At 46.8% G+C, this 16,763-nt stretch carries 9 protein-coding genes and 1 rRNA gene; 1 reads left to right on the forward strand and 9 read right to left on the reverse strand.

What is annotated here, in order from left to right; genetic code table 11:
• The 7 genes from AC50YO_RS17845 to AC50YO_RS17875 all read right to left on the reverse strand — a co-directional run.
• Nucleotides 1-206: ribosomal RNA gene (locus AC50YO_RS17845) — 16S ribosomal RNA — on the reverse strand; the annotation flags it as partial.
• 380 nt (nt 207-586) lie between these two features.
• Complete coding sequence (ligA, locus tag AC50YO_RS17850; RefSeq protein ID WP_494849576.1) at nt 587-2,581, reverse strand: NAD-dependent DNA ligase LigA; 1,995 nt, start codon at nt 2,579-2,581, stop codon at nt 587-589.
• Between the two features lie 68 nt (nt 2,582-2,649).
• Nucleotides 2,650-4,992, reverse strand: coding sequence for a DNA helicase PcrA (gene pcrA / locus AC50YO_RS17855; protein ID WP_494849276.1), 2,343 nt, complete (start codon nt 4,990-4,992; stop codon nt 2,650-2,652).
• Between the two features lie 189 nt (nt 4,993-5,181).
• A complete protein-coding gene (gene pcrB, locus AC50YO_RS17860; protein ID WP_494849278.1) occupies nt 5,182-5,874 on the reverse strand; it encodes a heptaprenylglyceryl phosphate synthase in 693 nt (230 codons plus the stop codon).
• 64 nt (nt 5,875-5,938) lie between these two features.
• Complete coding sequence (locus AC50YO_RS17865; protein ID WP_494849280.1) at nt 5,939-8,461, reverse strand: U32 family peptidase; 2,523 nt, start codon at nt 8,459-8,461, stop codon at nt 5,939-5,941.
• A 177-nt stretch (nt 8,462-8,638) separates the two neighbouring features.
• Entirely contained in the window at nt 8,639-10,537 is a 1,899-nt protein-coding gene (locus tag AC50YO_RS17870; RefSeq protein ID WP_494849281.1) for a copper amine oxidase N-terminal domain-containing protein, read from the reverse strand.
• 44 nt (nt 10,538-10,581) lie between these two features.
• Nucleotides 10,582-11,694, reverse strand: coding sequence for a S1C family serine protease (locus AC50YO_RS17875; RefSeq protein WP_494849282.1), 1,113 nt, complete (start codon nt 11,692-11,694; stop codon nt 10,582-10,584).
• Between the two features lie 384 nt (nt 11,695-12,078).
• Here AC50YO_RS17875 and AC50YO_RS17880 point away from each other — a divergent pair, with 384 nt between their 5' ends.
• Nucleotides 12,079-13,047 (forward strand): sugar phosphate isomerase/epimerase family protein, encoded by a 969-nt coding sequence (locus AC50YO_RS17880; protein ID WP_494849283.1) that lies wholly within the window; start codon nt 12,079-12,081, stop codon nt 13,045-13,047.
• A 178-nt stretch (nt 13,048-13,225) separates the two neighbouring features.
• On the opposite strand, the gene AC50YO_RS17885 is transcribed toward AC50YO_RS17880, so the two are convergent.
• Nucleotides 13,226-13,447 carry a hypothetical protein gene (locus AC50YO_RS17885; RefSeq protein WP_494849285.1) on the reverse strand — a complete coding sequence of 74 codons (222 nt, stop codon included), beginning with the start codon at nt 13,445-13,447 and terminating at the stop codon, nt 13,226-13,228.
• A 407-nt stretch (nt 13,448-13,854) separates the two neighbouring features.
• Nucleotides 13,855-16,740, reverse strand: a complete 2,886-nt coding sequence (gene uvrA / locus AC50YO_RS17890; RefSeq protein ID WP_494849286.1) for an excinuclease ABC subunit UvrA — start codon at nt 16,738-16,740, stop codon at nt 13,855-13,857.
• Nucleotides 16,741-16,763: the final 23 nt, after the last annotated feature.

Raw genomic sequence — 16,763 nt, forward strand, 5'->3', positions numbered from 1 at the left:
ACTCGATCATGCGACCAAGTTGTGTATCCGGTATTAGCATCCGTTTCCGAATGTTATCCCAGTCTTACGGGCAGGTTACCCACGTGTTACTCACCCGTCCGCCGCTAGATTGATTGAAAGCAAGCTTTCAATCAATCCCGCTCGACTTGCATGTATTAGGCACGCCGCCAGCGTTCGTCCTGAGCCAGGATCAAACTCTCCATTTAATCGAGTCTTCATTTATCAGCCAAAAGCTGATACGAAGATCTCGGAAGTGTTGATTGCTCATAACTTAACTAGCTATGTTAAAACTTTGTTTGGATTCGACGTGATCCATTTGTTCAGTTTTCAAAGAACTTGTTTGTCACATTTTGTCGGTGACAAGATGTTATACTATCAGGTTTCTAAGACGTTGTCAACAACTTATTTCACATTTGTTTGTGTGTTTGTTGTTAATTTGTTTGTCTCAGAAGCGACAAGAAATAATATACCATGCCTGTCCTTGAATTACAAATTGTAAAATTTGACAAACGATATCACGTATTTACTTGTAATAAAAAAAGCGCCTTATCTGCTCGAATAAGCAGACAAGACGCCCTTTCTATCATTACCCTTGATTTAATAATTGAAGCAGCTCTGCCTCATCCTCAATGATCGTAATACCAAGCTCACGTGCCTTAGTCAGCTTGCTTCCAGCACTTTCGCCCGCTATAACAAAGTCCGTCTTCTTGGATACACTGCCTGATACTTTTGCGCCACAGGCCTCTAGCTTCTTAGCTGCCTCGTCTCTCGACATTAAAGAAAGGGTTCCCGTCAATACAACTGTTTTCCCGCTAAATAGATGATCTTGTCGAATGACGGCTTGCTGCTCAGCCTCCGCCTTAACGCCATATTCAAGCATACGGGAAATGCTGTCTCGCATGATCGGATCGTTGAAATAAGTCACGATACTCTCTGCAACAATCCCTCCGATATCCGGCAACCCTACGAGTTCATCAACCGATGCCTCCATAATAGCGGTTAAATTGCCGTAGTGATCAGCCAGCATCTTTGTAGTTGCTTTTCCCGTGTTCGGAATACCTAGCGCGAACAAGAATGCGGCCAAATCCCGCTCCTTGGACTTCTCAAAGGCAACGATCAGCTTCTTCGCTTTCTTATCGCCGAATCGCTCCAGCTTAATAAGATCGTCATAATCCAATGCATATAAATCAGCTGGGTCTCTTACACCGCATTCCCCATACAGCTGCTCAGCTGTCATAATGCTAAAGGTCTCGATATCCATCGCATCACGCGAAGCAAAGTGCGTAATCCGGCCAATAATCTGCGGGCGGCAGCCTAGCTTATTATGGCAGAATAGATGAGCCCCACGCTGGACAAGCTCCGTTCCACAGGAAGGACAGATTACAGGAAACACGATTTCTTGTCCCGGCTCCTCATCTACTTTACCAAGAATCTCAGGTATAACATCATTCGATCTACGGATGGAGACGAGCGTTCCTAATGCAAATTTGAGATTCTTGCGCTCAATATCACCAATATTATTAAGTGTACAGTTTTGAACCGTAACCCCCGCCAGTTCGACAGCTTCAACTCGCGCGACTGGAGTTATTTTGCCCGTGCGCCCTACCTCCCATGAGACGGACTCCAGCACTGTAGCCGTTTCTTCCGCCTCGAACTTGAACGCAACTGCCCAGCGCGGGAATTTATCTGTATAGCCAAGCGCCTCTCTCGTACGCATATCTACGACCTTCACAACAGCACCATCTATTAAGTAATCAAGGCCTGAACGGCGCTCTGCTATCGTAACCAGCTCATTCTGAACCTCTTCTATCGTATCTGCGTAGACCGCATAGGGATTTACCTTAAATAAATTACGCTGCAGAAATTGATGCATCTCTTGATGGTCTGTGAACGAGATGCCGTCCGCATAACCAACGTTATAGAAGTAAGCATCAAGCTTCCGCTCAGCAGTAACTTTGGGATTGAGATTGCGAAGGGCGCCTGCTGCGGCATTGCGGGCATTCTTAAGCGGCTCCACAGCCGTCTGATTATAACGCTCCAGAACAGACAGATTCATAATGCCTTCACCCTGCACCTCAATAATGCCTTCTGTAAAAGGAATAGAGAGCGGCACCGAACGAATCGTACGCACCTGCGCTAGAATGCCTTCGCCTACTGTACCATTGCCGCGAGTGGACGCCTGAACAAGCTGACCATCCTCATAGGTCAGATTAAGCGTCAAGCCATCGAATTTCTGCTCAATAACATACTTTGGAGCTGGGAGAGGCTCCTCCTCAGGATGCTTGGCGTTATAATCTGCTATTCCTTTCAGTACACGCTGATTCCATACGAGCACATCTTCTACGCTCTGTGCCTTATCCAAACTCCACAAGCGCGCACGATGCTTATACGGCTCAAAGCCTTTCAGCAACTGATCGCCTACTCTTAGTGTAGGTGAGTCAGGCAGAACAACACCGCTGCTCTTCTCAATTGCGACCAGTTCATCATACAGCTTGTCATAATCTGCATCATTGATTGAAGGCTGATCAAGCGTGTAATATTTATAGTTATGTGCGGATATCTCCGCTGCAAGCTCTTTCATACGCGCTAGCTGCGCTGTTGTTGCCGTTCCTTCCAAATGAGCGTCCACGGAGGCTCCCCTTCCTATAATTAAACTTTCGTGATCGGCGCAAATCCGGCCAACAGCCTTTTAACTCCAACTGGAGCTGGAAAAGCAATCTGAAGCTCCATATCATTGCCTGAACCTTTTATTGATACAACTACGCCTTCGCCCCATTTGCCATGAGCCACTCTGTCACCAGCTGCGAACTGTCGATCACCTAAACCGCTGGCAGCACTGCCACCTTGCGCGGCTTTTGCTGCCGCATCAAGCGGAGTACTCACGCGAACACCTGCACCGGCAACTCCCGGTGCGCGTACTCCTGCTCCCGGAGAACCAAAGGATCGTCCTGATCCGAAGGAGCTGCCCGAGCTAGCTGCACTGCGGCTTCCGCCAAAGCTTGCACCCGAACGGCCAATCGTGCCAGCAGGAGATACGCCTGTTTTTACGCTATCAGGGATCTCTTGAAGGAATCGCGAAGGAAGGTTCGAGCTGGTACGGCCGAATAAAGTCCGCATTCTTGCGCATGTAAGAAACAGTTGCTTCTCAGCACGAGTAATACCTACATAAGCAAGACGGCGCTCTTCTTCAAGCTCTTCATTATCATTCAGTACGCGACTGTGCGGGAATACACTTTCCTCCATGCCAATAATAAAGACAACAGGGAATTCCAAGCCCTTGGCACTGTGCATCGTCATGAGTACGACGGAGTCCTTAGCAACGGCATTGCCTTCTTCGTCTGCTTTATCCATTGAATCAATATCAGCAATAAGCGCCAGATCCGTTAGGAAAGCGATTAACGTCTTATCCTCATTGCGCTTCTCGAATTCCAGCGTCACAGACAGGAACTCATCAATATTTTCTAATCTCGCTGTTGATTCCAACGTTTTCTCACGCTGAAGCTCCATTCGATATTGGGTCAATTCCAGCATTTTCTCAGTCAGCTCGGTTACAGACAAATAATCAACCATTTGTGTCAGGTTATCGATCGTATCCCGGAACTCGTGAAGAAGCCCTTCGGTTCTTGCATTAATGTCGATGCCCTGCATATTTCCTAGCACTGAATAAATAGAAGTTCCACGGCGGAAAGCCTCCTCTGCCAGCTTGCCGACAGTCGTATCGCCAATTCCACGCTTAGGAACATTGATAATACGCTGCAGGCTGATATCATCATCCGGATTGGAGATCAGCCGCAAGTAAGCAAGCAGATCCTTGATCTCTTTGCGATCATAGAACTTAATTCCTCCGACAATCTGGTAAGGGATATCCGACTTAATCAAAATTTCCTCTATAACCCGAGACTGGGCATTCGTACGGTACAAAATCGCATGATCCTCGAATTTGCTGCCGCCATTCACATTTTTACGAATCTCGCTGGTCACGAAATACCCTTCATCATGCTCAGAGTCCGCCATATATACATTGATCAGGTCGCCTGCACCTTGATCTGTCCACAGCTTCTTCGGCTTGCGGCCAGTATTCAGATTAATAACGGCATTCGCAGCATCCAGAATGTTGGAGGTCGAGCGATAGTTTTGCTCCAGCATAATCGTCCGGGCTTCCGGGTAGTCGCCTTCGAAGTTGAGAATATTCGTAATATCAGCACCGCGCCACCCGTAGATGGATTGATCGCTATCCCCTACTACACATATGTTATGATGCTTGTCAGCCAGCATGCGGCATAGCATGTATTGCGCTCTGTTCGTATCCTGATACTCATCTACATGAAGATAACGGAACTTGTTCTGATAGAACTCCAGCACTTCCGGCACTTCTTCGAATAGTTGAATTGTCAGCATAATCAGATCATCGAAATCGAGGGAATTGTTGCTCTTCAGCCGCTTCTGGTACATCTTATATACTTTGGTCACAATATCTGTAAAATAATCGCCAGCCTTCTGTTCATAGCGCTCTGGCGTTAATAATTCATTCTTCGCTCCGCTCATCGCAGCCTGTACCGCTTTGGGCTCGAATTTCTTCGTGTCGATATTCAGATCCTTCATGCAATTGCGAATGACAGATAATTGATCAGCCGAGTCCAATATAGAGAAGTTAGAGGTGAATCCGATACGATCAATATCTCGACGCAAAATACGGACGCACATCGAGTGAAAGGTCGATACCCAAATATCCTGTCCGCTTGGCCCGATCAAGGTTGCAACCCTGGCCTGCATTTCCCGTGCTGCCTTATTGGTAAAGGTAATCGCAAGTATACTCCAAGGAGCGACACGCTTCTTTTCAATTAAATAGGCTATACGATGAGTCAGCACGCGCGTCTTGCCGCTGCCCGCTCCCGCCATAATCAACAACGGCCCATCTGTTGCCTGAACCGCATCCCGCTGAGGGGGATTCAACTTCTGAACCGCCTGTTCGATACTAATTGGATTAAACATAATCGTACTCCTTTAAAGGTTTGTTCGCATTTGTTCGCCTACTTCCAGTGTAGACAACGGCCTGCCTAGTGTCAATTTGAGAAATGAAAAAAATAATGGCAGAGGGCACTCAAAAAAAAGCTGTACCAGCAAGCATCCGTTTATCTCTTGATGCCTGCCAGAACAGCTCTCCTTTCCCCTACTACTGAACTACACGCGCACCGCGGCAACTGTAGATAACGCCGCTTCCAGGTCGGTATAGATCACATTTCCAACCACAATCGTATGTGCCGCTTCTGCTGCTTCCTTTGCTTTTTCAGCGCTGTCGATACCTCCGCCATAGAACACTTTTGCTTGACGCACTGTGTTCCGAGCTTGCTGTACGAGCCGCAGATCTCCGAAGCAGCCACTATATTCAATATAGACGACGGGCAGCCTCATTAATCGATCCGCCATCTGGACATGAGCAATAAATGCGGGTTCATCCAGATTCGCTTGGGCACCCGTAATTCGTGCTGCAGTAGACTCGCTATTCAATATAATATATCCTTGTGCTGCCGTCTCTTCCCATGGAATAAAAGCACCGTACTCCTTTAGTCCATCCGTCTGACGGCCTGTAATCCATTCAGAGCGATCCGTGTTCAGCACGATAGGGACGAAATAACCATCAAAGCCTGGAACGGCCCCCTCCATAGTGGACACTTCAAGTGCACAATCAACCTCATATCTCCGAATACGGGACATAAGATCAACCGTGTTCTCAAATGTTACACCGCTGGAGCCCCCTACAATAATCGCATCTGTACCCGACATACATATAGCATCTAACGCTTCATCCGATATTTCCCGTTCCGGGTCCAGCTTAAACACATGTCTCCAACCTGCAAACCATGCTCCGTCCATCCGCTCTTGTACCTCACTTCATAGGTTCATGAATCAGCCATTTATTCGCGGCCGCCCGATTGTCTTACTTCTTCACCAGTTGTCCGCGCGTTACGCCTAGCTGGTTCGTTGCTTTCAACGTCTTCCATACCTTTGTTCCGCTAATGCGTCCATCAAGGGCATCCCGGTACAACTCAAGCACCTCGCGTACCTTTTCCGGCGTCTCCTCCAGGAATTCAACGCGGTAAGATGGCACTCCCAGCTCTAGGAAATTGCGAATATATTCAGCGCCCGATTGCTCGATCGCATTGTAAACCGTGTTACGGCAGCCTTCATCGACACGTACAGGATGAGCCATACCGATCCGATCCTGAAGGGATGCGTGATGGTCCTCACATGGACGGCCACAGTTCGTAAAGTCTGTGCCTTCGCTCATGAACGTACAATAGACGCAGTGCTCTGTATGGAACATCGGCAAATGCTGCTGAATAACAACCTCTAGCTGTGATGTATCCGAATGAGTAAGCAGGTCTACCATCTGTTGAATATTCAGGTCATAAGAAGGCGTGATCATATCTAAGCCCGCTTCTGCGAACAATTCGACTGCCTTATGATTCGCCACATTGAGCGAAAAATCACCAATCAAACGTGGGAACGGCTGATCCGGATTGGCAGTCCGCGCACGCAGGTAGTAGTATAAAGCACCTGTGTTACGAACAAGCACTGCGTCTGGCTGAAGCTTCAATATATTCGCATGGTAGCCATTCTCTCCGGGCATATGAATGCGCGGCGTTGCCAGAGCAATCGGCTTACCAGCAGCTCTTGCTACTTCAATAGCTGCCGGGAACTGCTTAATAAATTCAAAATCAGCATAAATCATCTCGACATCCGTCAGCACGGCTGCGCGAACCTGATCCACATTACGGCATAACGCCGTTAGCTTTGGAGCCGCAGCGGGTTCATTCTTAGGAGCATGACTCGCCAAATGGCTGTCATCCAATGGATCAATCAGATTCTTCACATAAATAGGAGGCTTCGGACGTTCTCCTGTCAGAAGCTCTACCGCTTCGCGGCGCATCCTGTTCAGCTCACGAATCGGGACGATCAGATCACCCTCAAGGGTAACCTCCATATGATCCAATTGATAGACCGTTCCACCCAATCTGCCGAGCTGATCCTCAAGCAGTGCCGCATCCATCGGACGCTTCGCCGCTTGCTCAAGCAATAGCTCAGAAGCTACTTCCACCGTCGTACCCTTTTGCACATCCGTCCACCAAGTACGAAGCGGCTCCCCTAACACGCCTTCTACTTTCAACTGCAGAGGGAATACACGGTATGGCTTCTCTGTCTCGAAGGAAGCCCGGAGCCGCTTATCGAGGGCAGGGTCATTGGTTTTCCACACACGGTCACCCACATGCACCTTGCGCAGATCAACGTCGTTGCGTCCGGGAACGAGCTCAAGCAGCGTGCCTTCCTGCGCTTCGCCTTCAATCTTGACGCCCTGTCTGCGGATATCATAGACACGTCCGCCTTCTTCCTTCTTCGTTGGATCGCCCGCATCGAACACAATGCCATCACCGCGTTTGAGCGGCGCATCCAGACGAACGGTTACTGCATCGCGCAAAATACGCTCTACTCGGCCGATATAGACGCCACGGCTTTTGGGGAATGTTCCCTCAACAAGCATCTTATTGTTCGTTCCATCCAAGAAGCCATGCGTGAAGCCGCGCGAGAAGCTCTGCTGCAATTCACGAACCTCTTCCTTCGAAGGGGCAGATAAATCGCCATCAAAATATTTATCAATCGCCTTGCGATATTTGCTTACAACGTTGGCTACGTATTCTGGGGTTTTGAGACGCCCCTCTATCTTGAAGGAGGTCACTCCCGCTTGTATGAGATCAGGTACAAGATCAATAGCGGCCAAATCTTTTGGCGACAGCAAGTACGCTACGTCACCCATTGGCTTAACCTCTCCATCAACCATCAGGTCATAAGGCAAACGGCAAGCCTGAGCACACTCGCCCCGGTTGGCAGAACGTCCTCCCCACATCTCAGAGGTTAGACATTGTCCCGAATAGGACACGCATAAAGCGCCATGTACAAACACTTCCATAGGAAGCTTCGCCTGCTCGCCAATCTTGCGGATCTGCTTCAAGTTGTTCTCACGCCCAAGCACAACACGCTCCAAACCAAAAGGCTTCGTGAATTCCACGGCCTCTGGCGACGTAATCGTCATCTGGGTAGAGCCATGAATCGGGAAGTCCGGCGACAGCTCACGAATAACTTTAACAAGACCCAGATCCTGCACAATAACAGCATCTACACCTGCATCTATGCACATCTGAATGAGCTGCTTCGCATCGCGAAGCTCGTCCTCAAATACAAGTATATTAAAAGTCAAAAAACCCTTCACACCATAGCTATGCAAAAAAGCCATAATCTCTGGCAGTTCCTCGCTGCGGAAGTTGTTCGCACGAGCGCGGGCATTAAACTTCTCTACGCCAAAAAAAATCGCATCCGCGCCATTAGCTACCGCCGCACGCATGCAATCCCAATCGCCGGCTGGTGCCAGCAGCTCAATATCTGCTCTCTTTATATCAATAGTCATTCTTTATTTCATCCTCCAATGTTACACCTGTTACTGCTAGTGTAACAAACCGAAGCGTCAGATGCCACCACACATTACTGGCAGATGCTCATACTTACTATGAAAATAAAGACAGCCAGCCCCTGTTATAGGGCCAGCTGTTTTTATTAGTAGAAGATAATAGACTTCAAAGCATTATTAAAAGAGACGAACTGATTTCAACGCATCATCAATACGCTGCAATGCGCTTGCTGTCGCATTGGAGTCATTCAGGATGAATCTGAACATCAATACATTTCCTTTATGCTCCACCATGTAAAGATATTCTGTCTGAGGAACGCCCGTAGGTTCTAACTGGGCAACGACCAGCTTGCTTGCTGTTACTCCGGCAACGCTCGCAATGCCATTCTCCTTAATCTGGTAGCCTTCCTTCGCCAGCTCTTTTGCATAGAATGCCGCTACACTAGCGCGATCTGCGTCCTCGAATACTTCAACGTTCAAATAACCAATATTGTAGGTATACCATACGCTTTCTAGTTCAAAGTTGTTCTCCACACCATACCAGTAAGCAGGAATTTCGATGGAGTAACCGTAGGTATTGCTTTTTTTCGTTACTTTTTTCGAACGGTCCACATTGTCATAATCATCTTCAACTAATCCAAAGTTATCTTCTACATACTTTGTATCAATATCAAGGGACGCCATAATTTGTTGGAAAATGGTATTTCCTTGCGTTCCCAGCTTACTAGGGTACAGATAGAATACAGAGTAACGGTATTCGCCAACAATTAGAAATACTTCATTAGTCGTGAACCAGTTCTTTTTGTCTGTTGTATACTCATAGCTCAATACCTGTGCTGTACCATCTTTTAAAGCAATGGTGGATTTATTAATGTTACGGATATAATCCGATTTGAAATCCTGCGTCACATTCGTCTCCCGACGAGCCGCCCATTTCTCCGAAGTATCATTATCAGTTAGCGAAGAAATATCAAAAGCTAAATACCCATTCGCACTAACAAACTGAGGATTAGTTTCATTTCTATTAACATACCAACCTGTAGGCAATTTAACCGTCAGACCATAATCCTTGTCATGAATAGTTAATTGTCCATCTACTACCTTCGTAATATCCTTCAATGTCTTGTCTGAGTTATCGAAGGAAGGAGTGAAGCTGTTCAGCAACGATTGATAAGAATCAAGCACGGATTTATTCGTTCCGCTTACGCCGCATATCACGATATAAAGCATGTCATCTTTTTGAATCCCACGGTACTCATACACGACTTCATCTTTTTTCACTCGTGTAACCAGCTTCTCAAAGCTGAGTCCGCCCACGTTAATGGTACGCTTATCAAGCGTAATCTCATCTTCATCTGTCCATGCGTACAGCTTCTCACGGATTTCCTCAGTCGTTAGTTCACCGCTAACCTGCTCGCTCGCTACAATAACGCTAGATGAACTTTTGGCATTCGACCATAGGACGAAGCTCCCATCATCCGCTTGATCCAGCAGGACCAAGCCCGGAGGGTAGTTCATAGACCAGCCTAGGTAGCTGTCGCCTACTTTTGTTTTACCGTAATCAGAATCAATTGTCGTTTCTCCTGATCCTGTTTTCTGTGAAGCCACGCCAGTAATAACGGTTTCTTTCGTCGCATTGTCCTTCGTGATAGTCGCACCGAATGCCTCTACAATGACCCTTACCGGAACCATTGTAGTCCCCTTCAAGATAACAGGAGCTACCGCTACCGTCTTCGCTGAACCATTTACTTTGACTGTCTTGCTGCCAATCGTTACGATAACTTTCTTATCGTTATAAGTTAAAGTAATCACTTTATTATTCTCAAGCTTCAAGCCTGCGCCAAATGCCTTTGTAATTACACTCAAAGGAACCATTGTTGTACCATTCTTCTCGAATGGAGCTTGTACCGTTATAGATTCACCGTTAATGGTTACAGAGGATCTTCCTGTTTTCAATCTGACTTCAACCGCCGTGCTCGATGAATCAGCCGCGAATGCTGCTGCTGGCAGCATCGTGGCAACCAGCATAACAACAAGCAGCAAAGCCAAAAGTGATTTCTTTTTAATCGTGTTCAATTAAAGCAACTCCCTTAGTTTGTATTAGATCAAATAGTGCAATTTTATCCAGCTGACAACGTCAGCTTGCGTGTTACGAGATCGCCATCAATCATCATCATGATGTCAATCTGCTGTCCAGGCAGGTAGCCCTTCAAAATCTCATTAAGCTCTACGATGGAGGAAATTTGCTTGCCCGCCACCGAATATAAGACATCGCCTACCTGAATGCCCAATTTCTTGGCCGATTCGGACTTCACTGCTTCAACCGTTAACGGATCAGAGGTAGGCAGCCCGACGATCGCCGACCAGCTCTCTTCCAGATCCATTCCGAGCGATGCCCGCTTAACCGTACCGTATTTGAAGAAGTGATCGGTTACATACTTGACAGTGTCCATGGGAATAGAGAAGCCCAAGTTATCAATGCTTGCATCGACAAATTTCATCGAATTAATTCCGATAACCTCACCTTTCATGTTCACTAGCGGTCCACCGCTGTTACCTGGATTAATAGCTGCATCGGTTTGAAGAAGCTTATAATAAGAAGATACCGACCGATTCATGCCGCTTAAAATTCCCGTCGTAGCAGTGTTGCGCAAGGTGAAGGATACTGGCGTACCGATCGCAATGACCGTTTCGCCCACTTCAGATTTCAATGGCGTAGATGCAAACTTAGCCACAGGCAGCTTCTTTGCATTAATTTTGACAAGCGCCAAATCACTGATTTCATCTATGTTCGATTTCTTACCGCTGTATTGCTTGCCATCCGCCATAACTACGGTAATGTTCGTCATATCCTTAACGACATGTGCATTGGTCAGAATCCAACCGTCCGCTTTCATTACAACGCCCGTGCCATGCGACAGAGCGTAACGGTCGTCACCTCCACCGCCTGATGACTTCCCAATAATCGCTACTACAGAAGGCGATACCTTCTTCACGACAGAGGGGACATCGTCCGGCTTGTACGTATAAGTTTTGCTAGAGGCATTGAACGTACCCGAGCCTCCCAAGGTGCTGGTCAAAGACGAGGCCTTTACATAAACCTCTCCATTAATTTTGACCGCCTTCATAGATACGGAGCCCGTGCTTGTCCCTCCAGCTGCCAATGCTGTTCCTGCTGCTAGTACTCCTCCAATAACAATAATGGCACAAGCGCGAAGCAAGCCTTTTCTCACTCTCTCACTCTCCTAAATTATTCTTTAATTTATCATGATTTAACATAAACTTTTGATAGTATATCATATATTTAACATGGATAATGATAGAATTTTTGGAATGTCGACATTATGTGAGTATTTTTCTGTCAGCACCCGCTTGAGCGCACCCCATATTCGCCTGCTTCCATTCATAACCTTTAGCGGCTACCGTGAGTATTATAGTTGTAGCTGCATTTTGATACAGAACGATTCGTCATTTAACTAACCTGCATAGCATTTGTCTAGTTTATATGTGATTTTGGCATTTCTTTCGTAATCATAAGGTAAGAAATAAGAGTGAATGATATAATAACGCCAGATTAACCATTTCGATTGATGCATATATAGGAGGATGAATAAATAATGAAATTAGGGGTATTCTCAGTTTTGTTCGCACAAAAACCATTCGAGGAAACACTGGATTATATTGCTGCCAAAGGACTTGATGCAATAGAGATTGGCACTGGGGGCTATCCAGGAAATGCACACTGTGATCCTGACACATTACTTGCTGATGAAGGCAAGCTGAAAGCGTTTAAACATGCTGTGGAATCCCGTGGTTTAATGATAAGTGCGCTGAGCTGCCATGCTAATCCACTCCACCCGCAAAAAGCACTAGCAGTTCCCGATGACGCTCTAATTCGTAAAACAATTGAGCTTGCTAATCGTCTGGAGGTGCCTGTAGTTAATACGTTCTCTGGATGTCCAGGTGATCATGAGGATGCGAAATATCCGAATTGGCCGGTTGCTCCTTGGCCTAATGATTTTCAAGAAGTGCTTAAATGGCAATGGGAGCAAAAAATTATACCATATTGGTCTGAGATCGGATCAATCGCTGAACAAAGTGGTGTGAAAATCGGCTTAGAGCTCCATGGCGGCTTTTCCGTTCACAGTCCGGCTACTATGCTTCGCCTTCGTGAAGCAACAGGCAAAGCGATCGGCGCCAACCTTGATCCTAGCCATATGTGGTGGCAAGGTATTGATCCGGTGCAAGCTATTCATATTCTCGGACGAGAAGGAGCGATTCATCACTTCCACGCGAAGGATACAACAATCGATCCGATCAATGTTAATCGTCACGGTGTGACTGATATGCAATCTTATTCCCTGATGCTTGATCGTGCTTGGCAGTTCCGTACAGTCGGTTATGGACATGATATGAAGGTGTGGGCTGACATTATTAGTGCACTTCGACTTGTGGGGTATGATTATGTGGTTAGCATCGAGCATGAAGATGGCTTAATGTCCGTAGATGAAGGCTTCACAAAAGCTGTCCAAAACTTGCAGCAGGTATTAATTAAAGATCCGATTGGTGAAATGTGGTGGGTTTAGTTCTGCGAACGGCTCTTATATAGTTACAACGAAAACCCTTCGAATTGAATTCGAAGGGTTTTCGTTATAGAGATGATTAATGAGTAGCTGATCGAATTGCTTTTTTAATATCTTTGTATAGTGTTCGCTATACAACAAAAAAAAGCCTATCGACTAAGCCGACGGGCCCTTCTTGTTCTTATGCCAACCAGAATTTGAAAATCATGATGTAATCAATGTAGAGGAACAATCCCAACGATACAACCGTAAAACCGATCGCAAAAATATTCTTCTTCGAACGATCGGACAAAAGCCGGAAAAGACCGATTGCAATAAGGATTGTAAACGCAAGCATAAACCAATCGAACGTATTGATATTGCTAGTCGACTGTGCCGCCGCCTCTTCTGCTGCCAAAAACATCGAGTGACCCCCTTTTATTCGCACGTAGCCTATATTACTTCTATGTTAGCTTCAACTTGCTTCCGATGCAAGTCCGATTCTGCTTTCGTAACAAGTTTGTCACGATTTGCTAATTTAACAATTCATTATGATGAACTGCCAAGCCTAAGGATCTTCTGAATAGCTGCTCTCCTGACCCCGATTAATCTGCCCTGCAAATATAAAATGTCCATCTCTTCCAACATTTATAACAGCATCCATACACAAATCAATGTTTGGTCATTTAGACGCGCTATTCCCATTTCAGTTACGCCAAAGAAGTTAATAGGGTTAGCACCAATAAACAACCAGGTTAACGTATAAAAAAACCTTGGTACTAGTGATTTAATACTAATACCAAGATAACTTTTTGTACATATTCAACTAATCTATTCTACTGCTCCAGCGCCTACGCCTATTTGCGACTTATGCTTGGCTACAGTTCGTTCGTAATCACGTGCCATAATGGGCTTCAAGTATTTGCCCGTGTAGGAGCCATCAACTTTGATTACTTCTTCTGGTGTTCCGGAAGCAACGATCATTCCTCCGCCATTGCCGCCTTCTGGACCAAGATCGATCAAATAATCAGCTGTCTTGATGACGTCTAGGTTATGCTCGATAACAAGTACAGATTCGCCTGATTCAACCAGTCGATGCAGAACAGTGAGCAGTCGATCTATATCATCCACATGCAAGCCTGTTGTAGGCTCATCAAGAATATACAGTGTCTTGCCTGTGCTGCGACGGTAAAGCTCTGAAGCCAGCTTAACGCGCTGCGCTTCCCCACCAGACAGCGTAGTAGCTGGCTGTCCAAGCTTCATATAGCCTAATCCAACATCCAGCAGCGTCTGAAGCTTACGATGAATGCGTGGAATATTCTCGAAGAACTTGCAGCCATCTTCGATGGTCATCTCTAGCACCTCGGCAATATTCTTGCCCTTGTACTTCACTTCAAGCGTCTCGCGATTATAGCGTTTGCCCTTGCAAATCTCACATGGCACATAAACATCAGGCAGGAAATGCATCTCGATCTTAATAATGCCATCTCCTCGACAGGCCTCACAGCGCCCGCCCTTCACATTAAAGCTGAAGCGTCCCTTCTTATAGCCACGCACCTTGGATTCATTCGTCGTCGCATACAAATCACGTACATCATCGAATACTCCCGTATACGTGGCAGGGTTCGACCTTGGAGTACGTCCAATTGGAGATTGGTCAATATCAATAACCTTCTCCAAATGCTCCAAGCCGCGAATTTCTTTGTATACGCCAGGGCGAGTCCTCGCTTTATTCAAGTCGCGCGCAAGCGTCTTATATAAAATTTCATTCACAAGAGTCGACTTGCCTGAGCCGGATACACCTGTCACCGCTGTAAATATTCCGAGTGGGATCTTTACATTGACTCCTCGCAGATTGTTCTCCTTCGCACCACGAATCTCCAGCCATCTATCGCTTGGCTTCCGGCGTTCAAGCGGTACTTCGATGAACTTTCGGCCGCTCAAGTATTGTCCCGTAAGGGAATTGTCATCCTTCATAATCTCGGCAGGGGTACCCTCAGCAATCACCATGCCGCCGTGAATACCGGCTCCGGGACCAATATCAATAATATAATCAGCAGCAAGCATCGTATCTTCGTCATGCTCGACGACGATCAGCGTATTGCCGAGATCCCGCATATGCTCCAGCGTCTCAATGAGACGGTCGTTATCCCGTTGATGCAGGCCGATGCTTGGCTCATCCAATATATACAAAACGCCCATTAAGCTCGAGCCTATCTGTGTTGCCAAGCGAATCCGCTGTGCCTCGCCGCCAGATAATGTACCAGCTGCACGACTCATGGACAAATACTCCAGCCCTACATTAACAAGGAATCCAAGGCGGCTGTTGATTTCCTTAAGGATTAGTTGACCGATTTGGCGTTCTCTCGCATCAAGTGACAAAGAGTCAAAGAAACGTTGTGCTTCACCGATCGAGAGCGACGTCACATAAGCAATATTCTGAGTATTGATTGTGACGGCGAGGCTCTCCTTCTTCAGCCGCTGGCCTTTGCAGCTGCCGCATGGCTTCGCACTCATATAGCCTTCAATATATTCACGCATCGAGTCAGAAGCCGTATCGCGATAGCGACGCTCCAAGTTGTGTACGATGCCTTCGAAGGGCACATAGGCTTCCTTCCGATGACCGAAATCATTCTCATAAAGAAAACGTACCCGTTCCCCGCCAGTACCATACATGAGCTTCTTCATTTGCTCTGCAGTAAGCTCTTCCACCGGCACATCCTTAGGAATGCCATAGTGCTCACAGACAGAGCTTAGAAATTGCGGATAATAATTGGATGTACTGCCTGCCCAAGCCGAAAAAGCCGCCTCATTAATTGATTTGGTGCCATCCGGGACGAGCAAATCTGGATCGACGACCATCTTGACCCCTAACCCATCGCATTCCGGACAAGCGCCATAAGGGCTATTAAAGGAGAACATTCTCGGCGCCAGCTCTTCTACGCTGAAGCCGCATTCCGGACAAGCAAGATTAGAGCTGAACAGCAGCTCCTCTTGATCCATGATATCAATAAGAACGCGGCCATCCGCCAGCTTAAGCGCTGTCTCTATCGAATCCGCCAAACGGACTTCTATATCTGATTTGACAACGATACGGTCAATAACCACTTCGATGCTGTGCTTTTTGTTTTTCTCCAGCTCAATCTTCTCACTGAGCTCTCGAATCTCACCGTTCACTCTTACGCGGACATAGCCCTGCTTCTGAATATCCGACAGCAGCTTCAGATGCTCGCCTTTACGCCCGGAAATAAGCGGCGCTAATATTTGGAGCTTCGTCCGCTCAGGGTATTCCATAATCCGGTCGACCATCTGCTCAACGGTCTGTGAGGTAATTTCTATTCCATGCTCAGGGCAATGGGGCTTGCCGATTCGAGCAAACAGCAGTCTTAGGTAATCATAAATCTCGGTTACAGTACCGACTGTAGACCGAGGATTACGGCTCGTCGTCTTCTGGTCAATAGATATAGCAGGGGATAAGCCCTCTATAGAATCGACATCCGGCTTCTCCATCTGTCCAAGAAACTGTCTGGCATACGCAGAGAGTGATTCTACATAACGGCGCTGCCCTTCTGCATAGATAGTATCAAACGCCAATGAGGATTTGCCAGAACCGCTAAGCCCTGTAAGCACAACAAATTTGTCGCGCGGTATGGTAACATCAATATTCTTCAAATTATGGGCGCGCGCACCCTTTACAACGATTTTGTCGCTAGCCAATCTAATGTCCTCCTCCTACTACC

The sequence above is a fragment of the Paenibacillus sp. J22P59 genome, from assembly GCF_059383895.1.